Origin of the sequence: Bacillus sp. FSL L8-0199, from assembly GCF_038005705.1 — a bacterium.
GTDB classification, from domain to species: domain Bacteria; phylum Bacillota; class Bacilli; order Bacillales; family Bacillaceae_G; genus Bacillus_A; species Bacillus_A cereus.
In genome coordinates this window covers 720,001-739,249 of the sequence record NZ_JBBOTS010000001.1, presented here as the reverse complement: position 1 = coordinate 739,249, position 19,249 = coordinate 720,001, and the positions used below count along the sequence as shown (strand labels likewise).

The following is a 19,249-nucleotide window of genomic DNA, read 5'->3' as shown; positions in this document are numbered from 1 at the left end:
TTACTTCAATGTAAGAAATTCTGCAATTGGACCGAGTACTAACATCGGGAAGAATGTTAATGCACCGACAATTACAATTGTTCCGATGAAGATGCCACCAAATAAACTATTATCTGTACGGAACGTTCCAACTGTTTCTGGCACTACCGTTTTTTCTTTCAGCGAAGCTGCCACAGCTAACATCGTAATTAAACTGAAGTAGCGTCCTAAAAACATAACTAAACCAGTCGTAATATTCCAAAACGGTGTATTATCTCCTAATCCTTCAAATCCAGATCCGTTATTTGCAGCTGACGATGTATATTCATATACAACTTGCGTTAAACCGTGGAAACCAGAATGAGAAATAGCATCCGTCCCTAAATTTGTTGAAAGAGCTAATGCCGAAAAGCCTAAAATGAGCAATGGATGAAATAAAATCGTGACCGCAATTAATTTCATTTCCTTACCTTCAATCTTTTTACCTAAAAACTCTGGTGTCCGTCCAACCATTAACCCAGATATAAACACTGCAATAATTGCATACATAATAATGTTTACAAAGCCTGCTCCAACGCCGCCATACACTGTATTTAACATCATATTTACAAGTGGAACTAGACCGCCAATTGGTGTTAACGTATCATGCATCGTATTAACAGCCCCAGTTTCAGCAGCTGTCGTTACCGTTGCGTATAGTGAAGAAAATACTGTTCCAAATCGTACTTCTTTCCCTTCTGTACTTCCTTGTACATGTTCGATACCCATTCCATTTAATGCCGGGTTCCCGTTTAGTTCAGATGTCGTAATCGTTATAAACCCTAGTAAAAATACCATAAATAGTGACACGAAAAGGATGCGACCTTGTTTTTTATTTCCTACCATTCGTCCGTACGTAAATGGAAGTGCTGTTGGTAATAACATCATAAGCATCATTTGCAAAATATTACTCATTTGTCCTGGATTTTCAAAAGGATGCGTAGAGTTTGCTCCGAAAAATCCACCGCCGTTATTTCCAAGTTCCTTAATAGAAACGAATGATGCAACAGGGCCACGTAATATACTTTGCTTTGCCCCATCAATCGTTTGTGCTGTAACCGCCCCATCTAACGTTTGCGGTACGCCAAGTGCAACAAAAACTAGTGCCGCAATAAATGCGATAGGAAGAAACACTCTCGTTAACGCTCTTGTAAAATCAACGAAAAAGTTACCAAGTTCTTTTCCAGCAAGTCCTCTTATAAAAGCCATAACGAGCGCCAATGTCGTTGCTGGTGCCGCAAACATTAAAAATGTAATCCCGATTAATTGTGATAAATAGGATAAACCATTTTCACCGCTATAATGCTGTAAGTTTGTATCAGCCATAAAACTAATCGCTGTATTAAAAGCGAGCGTAGGCTCCATCCCTTCAATATGCGCTGGATTTAGCGGCAACACACCTTGTAATCTGAAAATGAAATATACAATAACAATCATAAATCCGTTGAGTAAAACTAATGATAATGCGTACTGTTTCCACGTTTGATTGTATTCTTTTACACCCATAATTTTAAAAATAAGTTTTTCAAAAGGCCCGAATACTTTATCTAGCATTTTGCTACCTTGAAAAGCTTTTTCTAAATAAATCCCCATTGGCTTTGCTACTAAAATAAACAAGAGCATTGTAATAATGACTGCAACCCAAATCATAATGAATGATTCCCCCTAATTAAAACTTCTCTGGATTTAATAATGCATACACTAAATACACTGTAATTGCTGCGACAATAACCGATAAGACAATCATCATGATTGCTTTCCTTCTTTCACAACTTTATCTGACCAACTTGCAAGACTTGCCATTGATGCAACTAATAAAATAAAAATCCCGACCATTACAACATCTAACATAGCTATCCCTCGCTTTGTTTTTGTTAAAATTTACCATTTAATTATTAAAAAAGAACACTGAGCTCTACTCAGTGTTCAAAAAATGAACAACAAAAAGTAAACCTCCTCTCTAAACGCTTACGAGGTTAGCTGTCGGATTCGGGCCTAAAGAGTAGCCCTACCTTCAAAACTGAAAGATTCACCCCAAGTGACGATGCACAAAATTGGTTCCCCCGCTCCATTTCTGGAACTCAGCGATTTTAGGTTTTTTTGGAAATTTTATGAATGATTTATGAGAGTAAATATACTCCTCTATATTTCACTTGTAAAGGGTTAAATTACTGAAAATAATAATATTTATATTCATTTAAACGCTTACATTGAAGATTATTACTATTATTTCATCTATTTTCTTTATTTCTCTTCTCTTTTCTTAAAAATGACCTTTTAAATATGAAATAAAAAGAGCGAATGAGATGAAGTGCATAGCTTGTTGCACTCAGCATTCGCTCTTTTTTATTCAACCTTTATTCTCCTCGTAAAAATGCACGTAAATTTCTCCCGCGAATATAAACTTGTGTCAATTCTGCATGTAGCTGCTCATACTCGGTAATATCCACCTCTAAATACAAAGCATCTTTTGATGGTAATATAATATACGGCCCTGGAAAAAGGGGATCGATCTGAACCAATTCTTGAACTCGCTCTACCGATACTGCCCAACGATTTGCTATATCTCCAAGTAATAATACCTTCATCATTTCTTCCCCCGCCCTATTCAAAAAATAAAAAAGAAATATTATCACAATTTGTAAACACGACAAACTTAGCTCCAATTGTTTCATAGAGCCTCGCTGGATATCGTTTATTCCTTGTAACAACAGTAATAGGTGCTTGAAAAGAAAAGCGAATGTGTTCTGTGAAAAAACTAACGATTGGAAGCTCATCCCCTAGTAAAATCACCTTCTTAATACACTCACAAATACTAGTAAAGTCCTGCTCCTTACTGCAGCTATAAGTCCAATCAAACCCACAATTCCTAACTTCAGCCGCTATCTCTTCATTTGCTGTAAAAATAATTAACTTATGTTGAAATGGTACTAGATCTCTTAAACTATCTACCTTACTTTCTTCTCCAACACAAATAAGTGTTAGTTCCATGTACCTCATCCTCCTTAGTATAAAAGAAATCAAACATAGATTGATATTCCCCTATACTAATCAGATCGATGAAGTGATGTATCCATCATGGCACCGTCCTCTCTCAAGACGCTTACGAAGTTAGCTGTCGGATTCGGACTTTGAGAGTAGCCCTACTTTCAAACTTGAAAGATTCACCCCTAGTGCCTACGCACAAATTGGTTCCTCCGCTCCATATAATTGGACTCAGCGTTTACAAAAAAATGTATTCTGGCTGATATATTACTCCTGTATTTTGAAAAAGTAAACAGAAAAAAAGCCAGTTATAAAACTGGCTTTTCACTTACCTATGCACGCGTTCTATTCACTTTATATGCAAAATGATTCGTCGGTCCATGACCACTACCAATATTCAATGGCTCTTCAATTGCTATACTAATAAATCGTTTTGCTTCTTGAACAGCATCTTCAATTGAGTATCCTTTCGCAAGTCCTGCTGTAACCGCTGAAGCAAATGTACACCCACTTCCATGCGTTTGCTTTGAAGGAATTCGCTCGCTTCTAAACTCAATAAATTTTTCTCCATCAAAGAGGAAATCAATTACTTCATTCCCTTGATATTCTGCATGTCCGCCCTTCATAAGCACATATTTAGCACCTAATTCATGCAATACTTTTGCAGCTTCTTTACTATCTTCAACATTATGAATCTCCATCCCAGTTAACACTTCTGCTTCTGGGACATTCGGTGTTATAACAGTTGCTACTGGTAATAAATATTCTTTTAATGCTTGAACTGCTTCTTGCTGTAATAATGATGCACCGCCTTTTGCAATCATAACGGGATCTAGCACAATATTATTCCAGCCAAACTTTTTAATTTGTTCTGCAACAATTTGAATTATTTCACTACTAAATAACATTCCTAGTTTCACTGCGTCTGGTGTTAAATCCGTACCAATTGAATTCAGCTGTTCTGTAATACCTTCTAACGGAACAGGATATACCCCTTGAACGCCAAGCGTGTTTTGAGCAGTAATTGCCGTAATAACCGTCATTCCGTATACACCAAGCTCTTGGAATGTTTTTAAATCTGCCTGAATTCCAGCACCGCCGCCGCTATCAGACCCTGCAATTGTTAAAGCTTTATTCACTTTCATCCCACTCATCCTTTTCTATCCAAAATAGCGATGATAAACCGTTTTTGCTTCGCTTATATCTTTCGTTCCATGTACGAGCACACGGCCATCTTTAAAGGCTACTAACCTCTTGTCTTCAACAGAAAATGATAATAAATATAGATTTATATTTAAATCATTCACGCGACCTTCCAGCAACTCTTTATATTGTTCAAAATTCATTTCATCTTTATAAGGTGGTCTAATTTGAACTGTATTTCGCCCGCATAAAACTGCTGTTTTTGATGTGTTCTCTTTATTTAAATACGGATATAATGCATTCTCTCCGCATGAAGGACAATTATGCTGGCGAAGTTTTTGCACATTCATACATGAATACTCATTCTTCCACATATCAAACGATACAAGCCCATCTCGAAGTGATTCGTAATCTTCTACTAACAGTTTAAGAGCTTCTGTTACTTGATGAGAAACGACAAGAGATACAGCAGGTGATATAATACCCGCTGTATCACATGTTGCCCCGCCAAGCGGAATCGACTGTAATAAACATGATAAACATGGTGTTTTACTAGGAAGGATTGTGTAAGAAAGACCGTAACTACCTACACATGCACCGTAAATCCATGGAATAGAATATTTTTGTGCTATATCATTCACAATAAAGCGTGTTTCAAAATTATCAGTCGCATCAATAATTACATCAACATTTGTAACAAGTTCTTCTAGCTCTTCAGCTGTTACATCTTGAACGAGAGCTTCTATTGTTACATCACTATTAATCTCTTCTAAACGTTTTTTAGCCGCTATAGCTTTTGGAAGATTATTCTTTACGTCGCTCTCTGCATACAATTGTTGTCTTTGTAAATTACTCCAATCTACATAATCACGGTCAACAATTGTTATCTTGCCAACACCTGCTCTTACAAACATCTCTGCATTTGCACTACCTAATGCACCTGCACCGATAATAAGCACATGCTTTTCTCTTATCTTTTGCTGTCCTTCTTCTCCAATTGGAGAAAATAGTTCTTGGCGAGAATATCGATTATTCAACTACGCTCATTCCTTCTAAAGGACTACTTGCAGTTGCACAACGCTTACGTGCAATACGACCTGCTTCAAATCCTAAACGGCCTGCTTCAATACTTAATTTCATTGCTTTTGCCATTTTAATAGGATCTTTTGCTCCTGATACAGCTGTATTTAATAACACGCCATCTGCTCCTAATTCCATTGCAAATGCCGCATCAGCTGGGCTACCAATACCGGCATCAACGATAACTGGTACTGTCGCTTGTTCAATAATGAAGCTCAAATTTAATGGATTTACAATACCAAGTCCTGATCCGATTGGAGATGCTCCTGGCATAATCGCATGCACGCCAAGCTCTTGTAATTTACGTGCTAATACAACATCATCAGATGTATACGGAAGTACGATAAATCCTTCTTCCAGTAACATTTCAGATGCCTTTAACGTTTCTACCGGATCAGGTAATAACGTTCTATCATCACCAATAACTTCTACCTTTATCATGTCACAAAGCCCAGAAGCTTTTGCTAATTTTGCAATACGAACAGCCTCTTCAGCATTTTTTGCTCCTGCTGTATTTGGTAATAACGTATATTTTTTCACATCAAGTTTCTCTAATAAATTAGGTTGCTTTGCATCAAAGATATCCATACGACGTACTGCAAACGTTAAAATTTCAGCTTCAGAAACGTCAATTGCCTTTTGCTGTACGTCAAAATCAGGGAATTTACCTGTTCCTAATAAAAGTCTAGAATGAAATGAAAATGGTCCAATGTTTAACATAATCAACCGCCTCCTACGAAAGTTACAATCTCAATTTGGTCTCCATCAAAAACAGATGTATCTGTATGATCATCTTTTTGTAAAATATCTTTATTACGCTCTACTACAACAATTCTGTTATCTAACTCTAAATGTGTAAGTAGCTCAGCTACTGTTTTTACACTCGCTGGCACTTCAATTTGGTTACCATTAATTTTTAAATTCAAACTTCCATCCCCTTTCTAAACTCTTCTAGAAAGCAATGAATCTAGCAAATGATTCTCTTGCTTTCCTTCTATTAAATCAGCCATATATTGGCCAGAAATAGGACTTAATAAAATACCGTTTCGATAATGGCCCGTGCAAGCATATAAACCTTTTATTTCTTCATGCTCTCCCATATAAGGAGCTTCATGATTCGATTGTGGTCGTAATCCTGCCCACGTGCTTTCCCATTCTGCTTCTTTTAAAGCTGGCAATATTGTATAAGCACGCTCTAATATAGAAGTTATACTTTCTGGCTGCACAGTTTTATTGAACGTATGTGGCTTCATTGTTGCCCCAATTACGTAACGTCCACCGCGCTTTGGAGTAATGTAAAATCTTTCTTGAAAAATAGGTGCTTTTAAAAGTTGTTTTCTACTTCTTACCGCAACCACTTCTCCTTTAACTGGATATGTACCCCAATCACGGTGAAAATAACTGAGTAACTTCGTGCTCCATGAACCTCCTGCAATAACGACTTTCTCACATGTGACAATACCTTCACTTGTAATAACTCCAGTCACTTTATTATTTTCAATACGGATATCAAATACTTCTGCCTGTTCATATATATCAGCACCGGAAATTGCCGCAGAATGTGCGAATGCTTTCGTAAGCTCTGGTGCAATAACATGACCGTCTTTCGGATAATATACTGCTCCTATAATAGATTCGGATAGATATGGCTCTTTTTCCCGCACATGGTCTCCCGTTAGAAAATAAGAATCTTCACCTGTTTTCTGCTGCCAATCCATAATGTGAAGAATTCTTTCCTTCTCATCTTCATTTTGAGCAATACGATAAATTCCTTTTTCTTCATATCCAATATCAATACCCGTCTTTTCACGTAAAACTGCTGCAAGTTGTGGAAATATAGCTCGGCTTTCTCTAGCAAGTTCAAATAGCGGATCATACGCATCCCATTCTGCCTGAACACCAAGTAAACCAGCAGCTGCTTTGGAAGCTTCCGATGCAATACTTTGCTTCTCCACAATCGCTACTTTATGTCCTCTTTCTGCTAGAAAATGTGCAACTGAACTGCCAATTACACCACCACCAATAATCGCTACATCATACTTCTCACACATGTTTTTCCGCCCACTTTCTTATTGATTCCTTATAAGATTTCGCTTTGCTATACGGGTTACTACTACTTACAATTCCAGACATAACTGCTATACCACTTACACCGTTAGTAAGAACATCCACTGTGTTTTCTGGGGTAATTCCTCCAATTGCTGTAATCGGTATAGATAAACACCTTGCAATGTCTGAAATTTCTTCAAGCCCTCTCGCTGGCACACCTTTTTTACAATCTGTCGGAAATACATGGCCATAAACGAGTGAATCCGCTCCATTTTTAAAAGCTACTATTGCTTCATCTAGCGAATGCACAGAATAACCGACATGCAAATACGAAAACTTTTCTTTCACTGACTTTACATCTGTACTTCGATATCCTAGTTGAACACGAGGTATATTTAATAAAATTGCAATATCAATTCGATCGTTTATGACAATTTTAGAAGCCGGAAAGCCCTCCATTAATAGACTTTCCACACCTTCATATAATTCCTTCGTACTCTTCTCACGCTCACGAATATGCAAATAATCAATCTCACTCTCAATTTGCATCGCTACATTCACTAACTCTTCGAATGGCATATGGCCATTTGAGATTACGTGGAGCTCATTTTTCATATTCATTCGCCTACTTTAAAATATTTTCGAATAGTTCATCGGCTGGGACGGTTTCTTTCGTCATTCCTTTGTCCTTCAGCCACTTATTTTGTTTCTCCCAAGATTCTTTTGAATCTGATAAGAATGGCTCATCTTTCGTTTCCATCTTCTCTAATAAAATTTTCATACTTTCCTTTTCAACTTCTGGCACAAGTGGGAAGTTTTCTTTTTCTTGATGATTTAATAAAATATTCAATGCTTCATCTGGGTTTTTCTTCATGAAATCATAGCCCTTTTTCGTACCACGTAAGAAAGCTTGCAACGCTTCTTTATCTTTTTTCAACGTTTTATCACCTGTTACAAACACAAGCTCATGGTAGTTTGGTACTCCGTAATCAGCTGGATTAAAGTACGCTGGTTCATGGCCTTCATGACGCATAACAGGTACTTCATGGTTAATGTATGCCCCTGTTACCGCATCTACTTTCTTCGTAATTAATGCTGGTACTAAATCAAAGCCAACATCAACTACTTTCACTGTATCAGGATTACCACCAGCTTCTTTTACCATCGTTCTTAAATACATCTCACTTAAAGGTGTTCCAGAGTATCCTACTGTTTTTCCTTCTAAATCTTTCGGTGATTGAATGCCCGCTGATTTCAGTGATACAACATGATTTAATGGTGAACGTACGACAGCTCCAATTGATTTCACTGGAATTTGCTCATTCGCTCTCGCCATAACAACATCTGGCTGATAATACAAGCCAACTGTCACCTTCCCTGCTGCTGCCAGCGTTAATGGATCAGTCGGATTAGAAGGGAATTTAATATTTACCTTTACACCTTCTTCTTTAAAGTATCCTTTTTCAATTGCTGCATAGATAAAGCTATGTACCGCATTTGGATACCAATCTAACATGACTGTTATTTCTTTCTCTTTTTTACTTTTGTCTGATGCTGAATTACTCGAACATCCTGCAATTATTGCAATTATTAATGTAAACACAAAGATGCGCTTTAAAAATTTCATGAATACTTCCTCCAACTAATGAATTTCTTTTCTAATATGGAAATAATTACGACGAAGAAAATAGCTAATAATGATAACAATACAATAGGTGCAAATACGCCAGCTCCATCTAACTGCGTCATCATTCTCTTACTGAAATATCCAAGCCCAGCTTGTGCACCGAGCCATTCTCCAATTGCTGCTCCGATAACACTAAGCGGAACTGCAATTTTTAAAGCTGAGAAAAAATAAGGAAGAGCAGATGGCAACTTTAATTTAAGAAAAATATCTCTTTTTGTTGCTCCATATGTAACTAAGAGCTCCTCCCATTCTTTTTTCGTACTACGCAGTCCATCATACGTATTGACCGCAATTGGGAAAAACGTAATTAAAACTGTGACAACAACCTTACTCCAAATTGTGTATCCAAACCATAAAACAAATAGCGGAGCAAGCGCAGTAATCGGAATCGTTTGTGAAGCAACTAATAATGGATAAAACGCTCTCTCCATCCATGTACTCGCATTCATTAACATCGCTAGCCCTACACCTAATACGATAGAGATAACAACACCTATTAAAACGACGTATAACGTTGCAGGTAAATGAACTGTAAATAATATGTCTTTTAGTTTCCATATCTTCATTACAATCGCAGAAGGTGACGGTAAAATGTACATCTCATCTACAATTCTTGCTCCTATTTCCCACACAGCTAGTAAAATACTAGAAAGTGTAATAGCAGGAACTAATTCTTTCAATCGGTTCATCACACAAGTACCTGCCTTTGTAACATACTAAGAAGCTCATCTTTCAGCGCTAATACTTCCGGTTTATATAAATCTTTTCGTGTTCTGTTATGATCAAGCGGTACAGTCCGCTCAGTCAAAGTCGTTATCGGCTGCTGTTCCACTACTAAAACTCGGTTTGAAAGAAATAACGCTTCTTCAACATCATGAGTAATGAATAAAATTGTTTTTTCCCACTCTTGCCATTGTTCGAACAACCATTCTTGCAAAGAGGTCTTCGTTAAAGCATCCAACGCACTAAATGGTTCATCTAACAGCAATATTTCCCCGCCTGTTAATAAAGTTCGAATAAAAGATACACGTTGTCTCATACCACCAGATAAATCTTTCGGATATTTTTTCTCATACCCTTGCAAACCAAATTTATGTAACAGTTCCTTTGCCTTTACTTGTGCTTCTTTCTTCTGTACACCTTGGCACTCTAGCGGCAGGGCAGCATTCTCAATAATTGTTCTCCACGGCAAAAGCATATCTTTTTGCGGCATATATCCTACAGGATGGTGCTTTGTTTCTGTCAGTTCTATCTGTCCAGTACTTACCTTTTCTAGACCTGTAATAAGGCGAAATAAAGTACTTTTCCCACATCCACTCGGTCCGATAATACTGACAAACTCTTTCTCATGTATAGAAGCATTTAATTCATGGATGATTGGTTTCTCATCGTAATGAAAAGAAACATTATGAAACTGTAGTATGTTCTTGCTCCTCAAATCCCCACATCTCCTTACGATAGGACATATCCCAGAATAAATATTCAAATCGACTGGAATATAAGAAAATCTCCTCTAATCTTTCTAGTTCTGTCTCAGACTTTCCAACTGCCATTTTATTTAATAAATCTATTAACCAAATACAAAGATTACCGTATTCTTCCGAACTATATCCTTGAATCCACTCACCAAAAAACTCATGATCTCTTGCTCCAGGAATATCATTTAAACGCTTTCCAATTTCCCAATAGCTCCACATACATGGAAGAAGCGCTGCTATTAATTCCGCAAGTGTGCCATTTTGAGATACAGACATCATGTAATTTGTATAAGCTAAATTTTTAGCAGATGGTTTCGCAGACTCTATCTCCTCTATAGAAATTCCAAGTCTTTTTGCATATTGTTTATGGATTGTCATTTCGCCATTTAATATTCCATCAATTTGTTCAGCGAACTTTCCCATTACTTGTGGATTCGTTGCTTTTACAACACCAATCGCATATAACTTTGCATAATCTAGCAGATATAAATAATCTTGAATAATATAATACTGGAATTTATCTTTTTCTAACGTGCCATCTCCCATACCCACTACAAACGGATGATTATGACTCATCTCCCAAACCGGTTGCACAGTTTCTAATAATCTATCGCAAAATTTCATTTCTCTATCCCCTTTCAATATATGTATCTAAATAAAAAACCACTTCTATATATAAGAAGTGGTTACAGCAAATAAAGTTATACATTTATTCGATGTTCCACTTCCCTTCGCTAGTATTACCTAGATCAGGTGTTGTAAGGGTTAAGGATTATTCCTCTCTCAGCAAATCAAGCACCCCTAGTGGTTTCAATATGAAATTTTCAAATAAAAAAGCCCCGTTTCTATACGCAAAGAAACGGGGACTCATTGTTAGTGTCCGAATTGCTTCCCTACGCTAGCATAATCTAGATCAGGTAAAAAAAAGGATCAAAGGCTTACGGCCTACTCTCAGCTGGCAACACCAGCTCTCCTAGCAAACTATAAAATTATCACTGTCAGTATAACACCCTAATAAGACATCATCAACTTTTTTAATTTTCTTAATTATTAACAAAATATCAAAGTTATACAATACATACATTCTATTTTAGAAAATAAAACCCCAATTAATTGTATAAAAAGGAATCATTATCCTCAAAAAATTTATTTTTATATTGATTTCATATTACATTTATGTGAATACACCCACTATATTATATCTTTATACTATAATAAAATTACAACTATACAACTAGAGGAGGTCTCTATTCCATGAATATGAAAGCTGCTGCTTTAACAGCAACTACTGTAGCGATTGCTTCTTTACTTCCTTCTATGGGTGAAACAAATGTACAAAAAGCAAACGCTGAACAATTATCTAATATTAAAACTGGGTATGTCAAAGTCGATCAAGTAGCATTACATACAGAAGATAACGTAAAAAGCACATCAATTGATACAATTCGCTTTAATACAAAAGTGAACATCCTTGAAACAACTAATGAGTGGTATAAAGTATCTGTTCATAATAAAGTAGGTTATGTACAAAAAGATGCTATTTTACTAAAAAACAAACTTCATTCTAATGATCAATACATCGTTAATGCTAATGCATTAAACGTTCGCTCTGAACCTAATTTAGAATCTTCCATTTTAGATGTATTACCAAATGGCAAGTTTATTACCGTTCAAGAAGATCAAGGCGAATGGTATAAAATATCGCATAATGGCCAAACAGGTTACGTACAAAAAGCATTCATCTCTAATGGTTCACAACCCTTAGTAAAAGGAATCACCGTTCAAAATAATACAAAATATACTGTTGCAACACCTAATCTAAATGTACGTAGCAACGCTAGTACAAGTAGCGCTCTACTCGGTTCATTACAAAACGGTACACAAGTACAAGTAGTAGAAACTGTAGGAACTTGGTATAAAATTCGTTTTGGCACAGGATACGGATATGTAGCAAAACACTATGTAGTACAAAATCAACCACAAGCTAAAACAGATCAACCTTCATCAATTCCAGCTGCTTTCAAATTCCCTGCTCAAGGAAGAATTAGCTCAACCTTTGATATACGCTGGGAACAAATGCATTATGGTATAGATATTGCCGCTCCAGGAAACGTCTCTATCCATGCTGCTGCTGCAGGTAAAGTTGTGAAATCTTATTATTCAGCTAGCTATGGCAATGTTGTTTTCATTGCGCATCAAATCAATGGGAAATTATATACAACTGTTTATGCTCATATGAAGGATCGCACTGTACAAGCTGGTGATCAAGTACAAACTGGACAATTAATAGGTCATATGGGAAACACAGGTCATTCATACGGGCAACATCTTCATTTTGAATTACATAATGGAGAATGGAATTTTGAAAAAACAAATGCAGTAAATCCACTGCCATATTTAGTTAGGTAAATTGTATGCCACGCAATATACCTCTTATAATTGAATACGTAGCCTTTTTAGGTTTAATCTGCTGTTTAATCATTTACAATACAAACATTGTATTTTTATCTATTATTATTGCTTTTGTTGCATTAGAAATTATGATGGAATCATTTCAAGTGCAACTAAAACAAAAAATTGCCCATATTTATAATGCTATTTTTCTTTTGAGTGCTCTCATAACAAATATAATTAGTAATGGCTTTTATTTATCTACTGTATTTCCAGTATTCTTTATGGCTGTTTTATTATTTGTAGCTAGATATATTAATGTCCCTTATAAACAAGAACAAGAAGCTTAGAAAGAGGAGACACTGTGTACCAATCTTTCAAAGATACTCCAATAAAATACATATTGAATTTGTATAAGAAAGCCAATACTTTTTTTGGTATACAAGGAAGTTATACTGAACAACTTCTCCTATATGGAATGTTGTTTCTTGTCTTAATCACTTTCTCCTTGTTTTACTAACAAAAAAGGATCTCATATAAACTGGAGATCCTTTTTAATTTATATTAATTTTTCATATCGGAAATATTGTTTATCCACAAGCATATTTTTCATAAATAAAGCTCAGATTATATTTTTTCTCTAAGCTCATTCTTTGTTCGTCATCGCACCAATAGAAAAGAATATCATGAATCGTTGCGTAACGCTTATTTTTAAGAAATAGCCTAAAGAATGATGGTAAACAATCATGTAATTGTATAAATATATAATTGCGTAGTATTTCTTCTTTATATTCAATGCCCTTACAAATATACAGTAATTCTTCACAATAATATGCATGCTGTGGAACTTGTATCATTTCGAAAAATGGCACATAAGATAGTAGCTTTCCAATAAAATGACCGTATCGATCCATTACTCCTATCGTCATATGCTCCATCATTTCTTTCATCACATATAAATAATCATCTACATGCGTTGTCTTTAATGGGTCTAAGCGATCGGAAATTTGAGATAATACAGCTCTTTGACATGCTAAAACTGCCTGACTAGGTCCATAATATGATAGGAAATCTGTACACTTACGATATTTCCGTAATAAATCATGTGTATACAAATCATATACAAAAGTATTACAATACATTGCTAAACTCATCATATCACTATTTAATTGCTCTTTTGATAATGATTTCGCTCTCTTGCACATATAAAAGAATGTAAATTCCAATACTTCTTTATGAGATAATAAATGTTTACAATCGGTTATACACTTCTCATTAAATTTAACTCTATCCCAAATTTCAATATCCCTATCTGTCAATTCACCTATACGATATTTAATAATTAAATAATTTAAAGCAACTGATTGTGTCAAAAGATCCCATGTTTCATATTCCAATGAAGTATGAACAAACTCAGCTAATCCTTGCGCTATCATAAAATCATTTGCCTCTTCATACCAACCAATCTCTTGGCATAAGCGAAGAATACGCACTAAAGTTGGAATTTCATCTTTATGAAACTGCGGTAATTTCTTTGCTTTATTCATGCCATATACGATAAATGCCGCTAAATTTTCTTCTTTATAAAATTCTTTTTCTTTCCATACTAATATAGTTCGTTCTTTCCCCTCACCTTTTGGGTGACAAGGTACAAGCAAAGAAAATAATTCAGCGAAATTATTTGGTTCTATATATGTATCTGTAACCAAATTCCAATTTGGATCGCCCTGTACAGCCTTCATATAATTCCCCTTCCCTTTTCATCTATGTAGGAAATATTAATTTATTATCGCACCACTAAAAATTAATATTGTTATATTCAAAATCCCTCATAATACTTATATCTATCAGTATATCATCTTTTCTCTTATTAAAAATGAAGAATAACAAATTAAAAAAAACTGTCGAAATTATTAACCGTATCCTTATTATATAATGTCTCAGATACATCACGCTAACATATTAGTTTAATCCATATATGCTAGAATAATGTATCTGAACTTTATATATAATTTAGCTCTTTATGAGTGACCATTAGACTCTCGGTTAATTAAAGTTTCAATTTACTCTGTATGCTCTGAGATTTCGCTCAAGGCAAATCCAGCTTGATCATCTGCTGATTCCCTTATAGCTAAATCTCCTAGTGCTAACATGCCAATAAGTTGACCACTATCAACTACTGGTAATCGTCTAATTTGATGCTGTGCCATTAGCTCTGTAGCTTTTTCAATAGAATCATTTGGAGAAACTGAGATAATATTTGTTGTCATTACATTTGTAATTTTATTAGATCCAGGATGTTTTTCAGCAATCCCTCGAACGACTAAATCACGATCAGTAACAAGCCCAACAACTTGCTCATTTTCAACAACAGGAATTAATCCAACTGATTCTTCCTTCATTTTAACAGCTGCCTCATATACATTGTCTAGCGGTGTACAATGTACAATATGGGTACTCATTAAGTCTCTAACTCGTGTCATTATGATTTCCTCCTTTTTATACATACCATAGCTTTTCCAAAATTCCTTTATTTATTTCTGGAAAGTAACGTAATAAAAAGGATTAACAAAATAAAAAAGAGTCAGCATAATGCTGACTCTTTTTTGTATGACCCGTACGGGATTCGAACCCGTGTTACCGCCGTGAAAGGGCGGTGTCTTAACCACTTGACCAACGGGCCATGGCTCCGCAGGTAGGACTCGAACCTACGACCGATCGGTTAACAGCCGATAGCTCTACCACTGAGCTACTGCGGAATAATATATGGTGGGCCTAAATGGACTCGAACCATCGACCTCACGCTTATCAGGCGTGCGCTCTAACCAGCTGAGCTATAGGCCCATATACTTTACAGGGGCAGTAGGAATCGAACCCACACTGGAGGTTTTGGAGACCTCAGTTCTACCTTTAAACTATGCCCCTAAATGATGCCGGCTAGAGGACTTGAACCCCCAACCTACTGATTACAAGTCAGTTGCTCTACCAATTGAGCTAAGCCGGCATAAAAAAATGGTGGCTCGGGACGGAATCGAACCGCCGACACGAGGATTTTCAGTCCTCTGCTCTACCGACTGAGCTACCGAGCCAACATAAATGGCGGTCCCGACCGGGGTCGAACCGGCGATCTCCTGCGTGACAGGCAGGCATGTTAACCACTACACCACGGGACCATTTGGTTGCGGGGACAGGATTTGAACCTGCGACCTTCGGGTTATGAGCCCGACGAGCTACCGTGCTGCTCCACCCCGCGACAATATAAATTTTTAAAAAATGGAGGAGGTAGAGGGATTCGAACCCCCGCGCGACTCTCGCCGCCTGTCGGTTTTCAAGACCGATCCCTTCAGCCGAACTTGGGTATACCTCCATGAAGGAAAAAATAAATATTTTATTATTATATGTCTAAACCATTAAAGAAAAAATGGAGGAGGTAGAGGGATTCGAACCCCCGCGCGATTCTCACCGCCTGTCGGTTTTCAAGACCGATCCCTTCAGCCGAACTTGGGTATACCTCCGAGACATATATTAAATAAAGTGGAGCCTAGCGGGATCGAACCGCTGACCTCCTGCGTGCAAGGCAGGCGCTCTCCCAGCTGAGCTAAGGCCCCATGTTTTTTGGGAATATCGGGAAGACAGGATTTGAACCTGCGACCCCCTGGTCCCAAACCAGGTGCTCTACCAAGCTGAGCCACTTCCCGTTAATAAAAGCGCGCCCGAGAGGAGTCGAACCCCTAACCTCTTGATCCGTAGTCAAACGCTCTATCCAATTGAGCTACGGGCGCATATGGTGCCGAGGGCGGGGGTCGAACCCGCACGGTGGTCACCCACCGCAGGATTTTAAGTCCTGTGCGTCTGCCTGTTCCGCCACCCCGGCATGTCATATTGAAAATTGGAGCGGAAGACGGGATTCGAACCCGCGACCCCAACCTTGGCAAGGTTGTATTCTACCACTGAACTACTTCCGCAAGACATGTATGAGTTATTTTATTAAAAGTGCGGGTGAAGGGAGTCGAACCCCCACGCCAAAGGCGCTAGATCCTAAGTCTAGTGCGTCTGCCAATTCCGCCACACCCGCATATTTCATTAAAATGGTGAGCCATGAAGGACTCGAACCTTCGACCCTCTGATTAAAAGTCAGATGCTCTACCAACTGAGCTAATGGCTCTTAATGGCTGGGCTAGCTGGATTCGAACCAGCGCATGACGGAGTCAAAGTCCGTTGCCTTACCGCTTGGCTATAGCCCATTAATTAAGAATGGTGGAGGGGGGCAGATTCGAACTGCCGAACCCGAAGGAGCGGATTTACAGTCCGCCGCGTTTAGCCACTTCGCTACCCCTCCGACATATATGGTGGAGGATGACGGGATCGAACCGCCGACCCCCTGCTTGTAAGGCAGGTGCTCTCCCAGCTGAGCTAATCCTCCATTTTGCCTGGCAACGTCCTACTCTCACAGGGACAAGGTCCCAACTACCATCGGCGCTAGAGAGCTTAACTTCCGTGTTCGGTATGGGAACGGGTGTGACCTCTCTGCCATCATTACCAGACTGTATTCATTTAAGACAAGAATCATTTTAACTTATTTAACTTTTAAAGTCAACAAGTTTTTTATATTCTTTCAAAACTAGATAACATTGCTTCATATTATATGGTTAAGTCCTCGATCTATTAGTATTCGTCAGCTCCACATGTCACCATGCTTCCACCTCGAACCTATCAACCTGATCATCTTTCAGGGATCTTACTAGCTTACGCTATGGGAAATCTCATCTTGAGGGGGGCTTCATGCTTAGATGCTTTCAGCACTTATCCCTTCCGCACATAGCTACCCAGCTATGCCCTTGGCAGAACAACTGGTACACCAGCGGTGCGTCCATCCCGGTCCTCTCGTACTAAGGACAGCTCCTCTCAAATTTCCTACGCCCACGACGGATAGGGACCGAACTGTCTCACGACGTTCTGAACCCAGCTCGCGTACCGCTTTAATGGGCGAACAGCCCAACCCTTGGGACCGACTACAGCCCCAGGATGCGATGAGCCGACATCGAGGTGCCAAACCTCCCCGTCGATGTGGACTCTTGGGGGAGATAAGCCTGTTATCCCCGGGGTAGCTTTTATCCGTTGAGCGATGGCCCTTCCATGCGGAACCACCGGATCACTAAGCCCGACTTTCGTCCCTGCTCGACTTGTAGGTCTCGCAGTCAAGCTCCCTTATGCCTTTGCACTCTACGAATGATTTCCAACCATTCTGAGGGAACCTTTGGGCGCCTCCGTTACACTTTAGGAGGCGACCGCCCCAGTCAAACTGCCCACCTGACACTGTCTCCCGGGTCGATAAGACCCGTAGGTTAGAATTTCAATACAGTCAGGGCGGTATCCCACCAGCGCCTCCACCGAAGCTAGCGCTCCGGTTTCAATGGCTCCCGCCTATCCTGTACAAACTGTACCAAAATTCAATATCAGGCTACAGTAAAGCTCCACGGGGTCTTTCCGTCCTGTCGCGGGTAACCTGCATCTTCACAGGTACTATAATTTCACCGAGTCTCTGGTTGAGACAGTGCCCAAATCGTTACACCTTTCGTGCGGGTCGGAACTTACCCGACAAGGAATTTCGCTACCTTAGGACCGTTATAGTTACGGCCGCCGTTTACTGGGGCTTCAGTTCAGAGCTTCGCTTACGCTAACCCCTCTCCTTAACCTTCCAGCACCGGGCAGGTGTCACCCCCTATACTTCGCCTTACGGCTTCGCAGAGAGCTGTGTTTTTGCTAAACAGTCGCTTGGGCCTATTCACTGCGGCTTTCCGTTAAGAAAGCACCCCTTCTCCCGAAGTTACGGGGTCATTTTGCCGAGTTCCTTAACCAGAGTTCTCTCGCACACCTTAGGATTCTCTCCTCGCCTACCTGTGTCGGTTTGCGGTACAGGCACCTTTTATCTCGCTAGAAGCTTTTCTTGGCAGCGGGGAATCAAAGACTTCGCTCCATAAGGAGCTTCCCCATCACAGCTCAGCCTTTATGATAAGCGGATTTGCCTACTTATCAGCCTAACTGCTTGGACGTGCACAACCAATCGCACGCTTCTTCTATCCTTCTGCGTCCCTCCATTGCTCAAACGATAAAGAGGTGGTACAGGAATATCAACCTGTTGTCCATCGCCTACGCCTGTCGGCCTCGGCTTAGGTCCTGACTAACCCTGAGCGGACGAGCCTTCCTCAGGAAACCTTAGGCATTCGGTGGACGGGATTCTCACCCGTCTTTCGCTACTCATACCGGCATTCTCACTTCTAAGCACTCCACCAGTCCTTACGGTCTGACTTCACTGTCCTTAGAACGCTCCCCTACCACTGATACCATTCGGTATCAATCCGCAGCTTCGGTGGTGTATTTAGCCCCGGTACATTTTCGGCGCAGAGTCACTCGACTA

At 38.8% G+C, this 19,249-nt stretch carries 19 protein-coding genes, 20 tRNA genes, 2 rRNA genes and 4 riboswitches (1 of these 45 cut by a window edge); of the genes, 2 read left to right on the top strand and 39 right to left on the bottom strand.

Features of this window, described 5'->3' with window-relative positions; genetic code table 11:
• From kdpA to tenA, 15 genes are all read right to left on the bottom strand, one after another.
• Window positions 1–1,668, bottom strand: coding sequence for a potassium-transporting ATPase subunit KdpA (gene kdpA, locus NST86_RS03820; protein ID WP_000638317.1), 1,668 nt, complete (start codon window positions 1,666–1,668; stop codon window positions 1–3).
• Window positions 1,669–1,687: 19 nt separating this feature from the next.
• Window positions 1,688–1,765: a K(+)-transporting ATPase subunit F gene (gene kdpF / locus NST86_RS03815; protein ID WP_223153441.1), complete on the bottom strand. Its 78-nt coding sequence runs from the start codon at window positions 1,763–1,765 to the stop codon at window positions 1,688–1,690.
• A complete protein-coding gene (locus NST86_RS03810; protein ID WP_000887894.1) occupies window positions 1,765–1,869 on the bottom strand; it encodes a SipW-dependent-type signal peptide-containing protein in 105 nt (34 codons plus the stop codon). Before NST86_RS03810 ends, kdpF begins: the two co-directional genes overlap by 1 nt.
• A 100-nt stretch (window positions 1,870–1,969) precedes the next feature.
• A riboswitch (cyclic di-AMP (ydaO/yuaA leader) is annotated at window positions 1,970–2,115 on the bottom strand.
• Between the two features lie 260 nt (window positions 2,116–2,375).
• Window positions 2,376–2,609, bottom strand: coding sequence for a hypothetical protein (locus NST86_RS03805; RefSeq protein ID WP_001985933.1), 234 nt, complete (start codon window positions 2,607–2,609; stop codon window positions 2,376–2,378).
• Between the two features lie 13 nt (window positions 2,610–2,622).
• Window positions 2,623–3,009, bottom strand: coding sequence for a hypothetical protein (locus tag NST86_RS03800; protein WP_000424066.1), 387 nt, complete (start codon window positions 3,007–3,009; stop codon window positions 2,623–2,625).
• Window positions 3,010–3,102: 93 nt separating this feature from the next.
• Window positions 3,103–3,250: riboswitch (cyclic di-AMP (ydaO/yuaA leader) on the bottom strand.
• Window positions 3,251–3,335: 85 nt separating this feature from the next.
• Window positions 3,336–4,148: a bifunctional hydroxymethylpyrimidine kinase/phosphomethylpyrimidine kinase gene (gene thiD / locus NST86_RS03795; RefSeq protein WP_016117183.1), complete on the bottom strand. Its 813-nt coding sequence runs from the start codon at window positions 4,146–4,148 to the stop codon at window positions 3,336–3,338.
• Window positions 4,149–4,163: 15 nt separating this feature from the next.
• Window positions 4,164–5,183 (bottom strand): thiazole biosynthesis adenylyltransferase ThiF, encoded by a 1,020-nt coding sequence (thiF, locus tag NST86_RS03790; protein WP_340933157.1) that lies wholly within the window; start codon window positions 5,181–5,183, stop codon window positions 4,164–4,166.
• The gene (gene thiG, locus NST86_RS03785; protein WP_016117182.1) at window positions 5,176–5,946 is read right to left on the bottom strand and encodes a thiazole synthase; all 771 of its coding nucleotides are present in this window, start codon (window positions 5,944–5,946) and stop codon (window positions 5,176–5,178) included. Before thiG ends, thiF begins: the two co-directional genes overlap by 8 nt.
• Window positions 5,947–5,948: 2 nt before the next feature.
• Complete coding sequence (gene thiS / locus NST86_RS03780; RefSeq protein WP_001049502.1) at window positions 5,949–6,152, bottom strand: sulfur carrier protein ThiS; 204 nt, start codon at window positions 6,150–6,152, stop codon at window positions 5,949–5,951.
• A 15-nt stretch (window positions 6,153–6,167) separates the two neighbouring features.
• A complete protein-coding gene (gene thiO / locus NST86_RS03775) occupies window positions 6,168–7,277 on the bottom strand; it encodes a glycine oxidase ThiO (RefSeq protein WP_016117181.1) in 1,110 nt (369 codons plus the stop codon).
• Window positions 7,270–7,890, bottom strand: a complete 621-nt coding sequence (tenI, locus tag NST86_RS03770; protein WP_000787170.1) for a thiazole tautomerase TenI — start codon at window positions 7,888–7,890, stop codon at window positions 7,270–7,272. The genes thiO and tenI overlap by 8 nt, the downstream gene beginning before the upstream one ends.
• A 10-nt stretch (window positions 7,891–7,900) precedes the next feature.
• The gene (locus tag NST86_RS03765) at window positions 7,901–8,902 is read right to left on the bottom strand and encodes an ABC transporter substrate-binding protein (protein WP_086423990.1); all 1,002 of its coding nucleotides are present in this window, start codon (window positions 8,900–8,902) and stop codon (window positions 7,901–7,903) included.
• Window positions 8,899–9,651 carry an ABC transporter permease gene (locus NST86_RS03760; protein ID WP_001080856.1) on the bottom strand — a complete coding sequence of 251 codons (753 nt, stop codon included), beginning with the start codon at window positions 9,649–9,651 and terminating at the stop codon, window positions 8,899–8,901. The genes NST86_RS03765 and NST86_RS03760 overlap by 4 nt, the downstream gene beginning before the upstream one ends.
• A complete protein-coding gene (locus NST86_RS03755; RefSeq protein WP_001256793.1) occupies window positions 9,651–10,400 on the bottom strand; it encodes an ABC transporter ATP-binding protein in 750 nt (249 codons plus the stop codon). The genes NST86_RS03760 and NST86_RS03755 overlap by 1 nt, the downstream gene beginning before the upstream one ends.
• Window positions 10,369–11,064, bottom strand: coding sequence for a thiaminase II (gene tenA / locus NST86_RS03750; protein WP_000666830.1), 696 nt, complete (start codon window positions 11,062–11,064; stop codon window positions 10,369–10,371). Before tenA ends, NST86_RS03755 begins: the two co-directional genes overlap by 32 nt.
• Before the next feature lie 85 nt (window positions 11,065–11,149).
• A riboswitch (TPP riboswitch) is annotated at window positions 11,150–11,253 on the bottom strand.
• Window positions 11,254–11,313: 60 nt separating this feature from the next.
• Window positions 11,314–11,425: riboswitch (TPP riboswitch) on the bottom strand.
• 269 nt (window positions 11,426–11,694) lie between these two features.
• Here tenA and NST86_RS03745 point away from each other — a divergent pair.
• Together NST86_RS03745 and NST86_RS03740 are read left to right on the top strand one after the other, a co-directional pair.
• Window positions 11,695–12,849, top strand: a complete 1,155-nt coding sequence (locus NST86_RS03745; protein ID WP_086423989.1) for an SH3 domain-containing protein — start codon at window positions 11,695–11,697, stop codon at window positions 12,847–12,849.
• 5 nt (window positions 12,850–12,854) lie between these two features.
• Window positions 12,855–13,181, top strand: a complete 327-nt coding sequence (locus NST86_RS03740; RefSeq protein WP_086423988.1) for a hypothetical protein — start codon at window positions 12,855–12,857, stop codon at window positions 13,179–13,181.
• Window positions 13,182–13,421: 240 nt separating this feature from the next.
• Here NST86_RS03740 and NST86_RS03735 read toward each other — a convergent pair whose 3' ends face one another.
• The 24 genes from NST86_RS03735 to NST86_RS03620 all read right to left on the bottom strand — a co-directional run.
• A complete protein-coding gene (locus tag NST86_RS03735; protein WP_000648911.1) occupies window positions 13,422–14,573 on the bottom strand; it encodes a DUF3965 domain-containing protein in 1,152 nt (383 codons plus the stop codon).
• Between the two features lie 321 nt (window positions 14,574–14,894).
• Window positions 14,895–15,314: a CBS domain-containing protein gene (locus tag NST86_RS03730; RefSeq protein WP_000199010.1), complete on the bottom strand. Its 420-nt coding sequence runs from the start codon at window positions 15,312–15,314 to the stop codon at window positions 14,895–14,897.
• Between the two features lie 128 nt (window positions 15,315–15,442).
• Window positions 15,443–15,514: transfer RNA gene (locus NST86_RS03725), tRNA-Glu, on the bottom strand.
• Between the two features lies 1 nt (window position 15,515).
• Window positions 15,516–15,590, bottom strand: a tRNA-Asn gene (locus NST86_RS03720).
• 8 nt (window positions 15,591–15,598) lie between these two features.
• A tRNA-Ile gene (locus NST86_RS03715) sits at window positions 15,599–15,675 on the bottom strand.
• 10 nt (window positions 15,676–15,685) lie between these two features.
• A tRNA-Trp gene (locus NST86_RS03710) sits at window positions 15,686–15,756 on the bottom strand.
• 6 nt (window positions 15,757–15,762) lie between these two features.
• Window positions 15,763–15,835 (bottom strand) — tRNA-Thr (locus NST86_RS03705).
• Window positions 15,836–15,844: 9 nt separating this feature from the next.
• Window positions 15,845–15,920, bottom strand: a tRNA-Phe gene (locus NST86_RS03700).
• A gap of 8 nt (window positions 15,921–15,928) precedes the next feature.
• A tRNA-Asp gene (locus tag NST86_RS03695) sits at window positions 15,929–16,004 on the bottom strand.
• A gap of 3 nt (window positions 16,005–16,007) precedes the next feature.
• A tRNA-Met gene (locus NST86_RS03690) sits at window positions 16,008–16,084 on the bottom strand.
• A 21-nt stretch (window positions 16,085–16,105) separates the two neighbouring features.
• A tRNA-Ser gene (locus NST86_RS03685) sits at window positions 16,106–16,198 on the bottom strand.
• 55 nt (window positions 16,199–16,253) lie between these two features.
• Window positions 16,254–16,346, bottom strand: a tRNA-Ser gene (locus tag NST86_RS03680).
• 20 nt (window positions 16,347–16,366) lie between these two features.
• Window positions 16,367–16,439, bottom strand: a tRNA-Ala gene (locus NST86_RS03675).
• Between the two features lie 16 nt (window positions 16,440–16,455).
• Window positions 16,456–16,529, bottom strand: a tRNA-Pro gene (locus NST86_RS03670).
• Between the two features lie 10 nt (window positions 16,530–16,539).
• A tRNA-Arg gene (locus NST86_RS03665) sits at window positions 16,540–16,613 on the bottom strand.
• 3 nt (window positions 16,614–16,616) lie between these two features.
• Window positions 16,617–16,705 (bottom strand) — tRNA-Leu (locus NST86_RS03660).
• Window positions 16,706–16,721: 16 nt separating this feature from the next.
• Window positions 16,722–16,796: transfer RNA gene (locus NST86_RS03655), tRNA-Gly, on the bottom strand.
• Window positions 16,797–16,825: 29 nt separating this feature from the next.
• Window positions 16,826–16,906 (bottom strand) — tRNA-Leu (locus NST86_RS03650).
• Between the two features lie 14 nt (window positions 16,907–16,920).
• Window positions 16,921–16,996, bottom strand: a tRNA-Lys gene (locus NST86_RS03645).
• Between the two features lie 4 nt (window positions 16,997–17,000).
• Window positions 17,001–17,075: transfer RNA gene (locus tag NST86_RS03640), tRNA-Gln, on the bottom strand.
• A gap of 11 nt (window positions 17,076–17,086) precedes the next feature.
• A tRNA-Tyr gene (locus NST86_RS03635) sits at window positions 17,087–17,170 on the bottom strand.
• Between the two features lie 8 nt (window positions 17,171–17,178).
• Window positions 17,179–17,254: transfer RNA gene (locus NST86_RS03630), tRNA-Val, on the bottom strand.
• Window positions 17,255–17,259: 5 nt separating this feature from the next.
• Window positions 17,260–17,375 (bottom strand): 5S ribosomal RNA (gene rrf / locus NST86_RS03625).
• Between the two features lie 101 nt (window positions 17,376–17,476).
• Window positions 17,477–19,249, bottom strand: a 23S ribosomal RNA gene (locus NST86_RS03620); it runs 1,150 nt beyond the window's last position.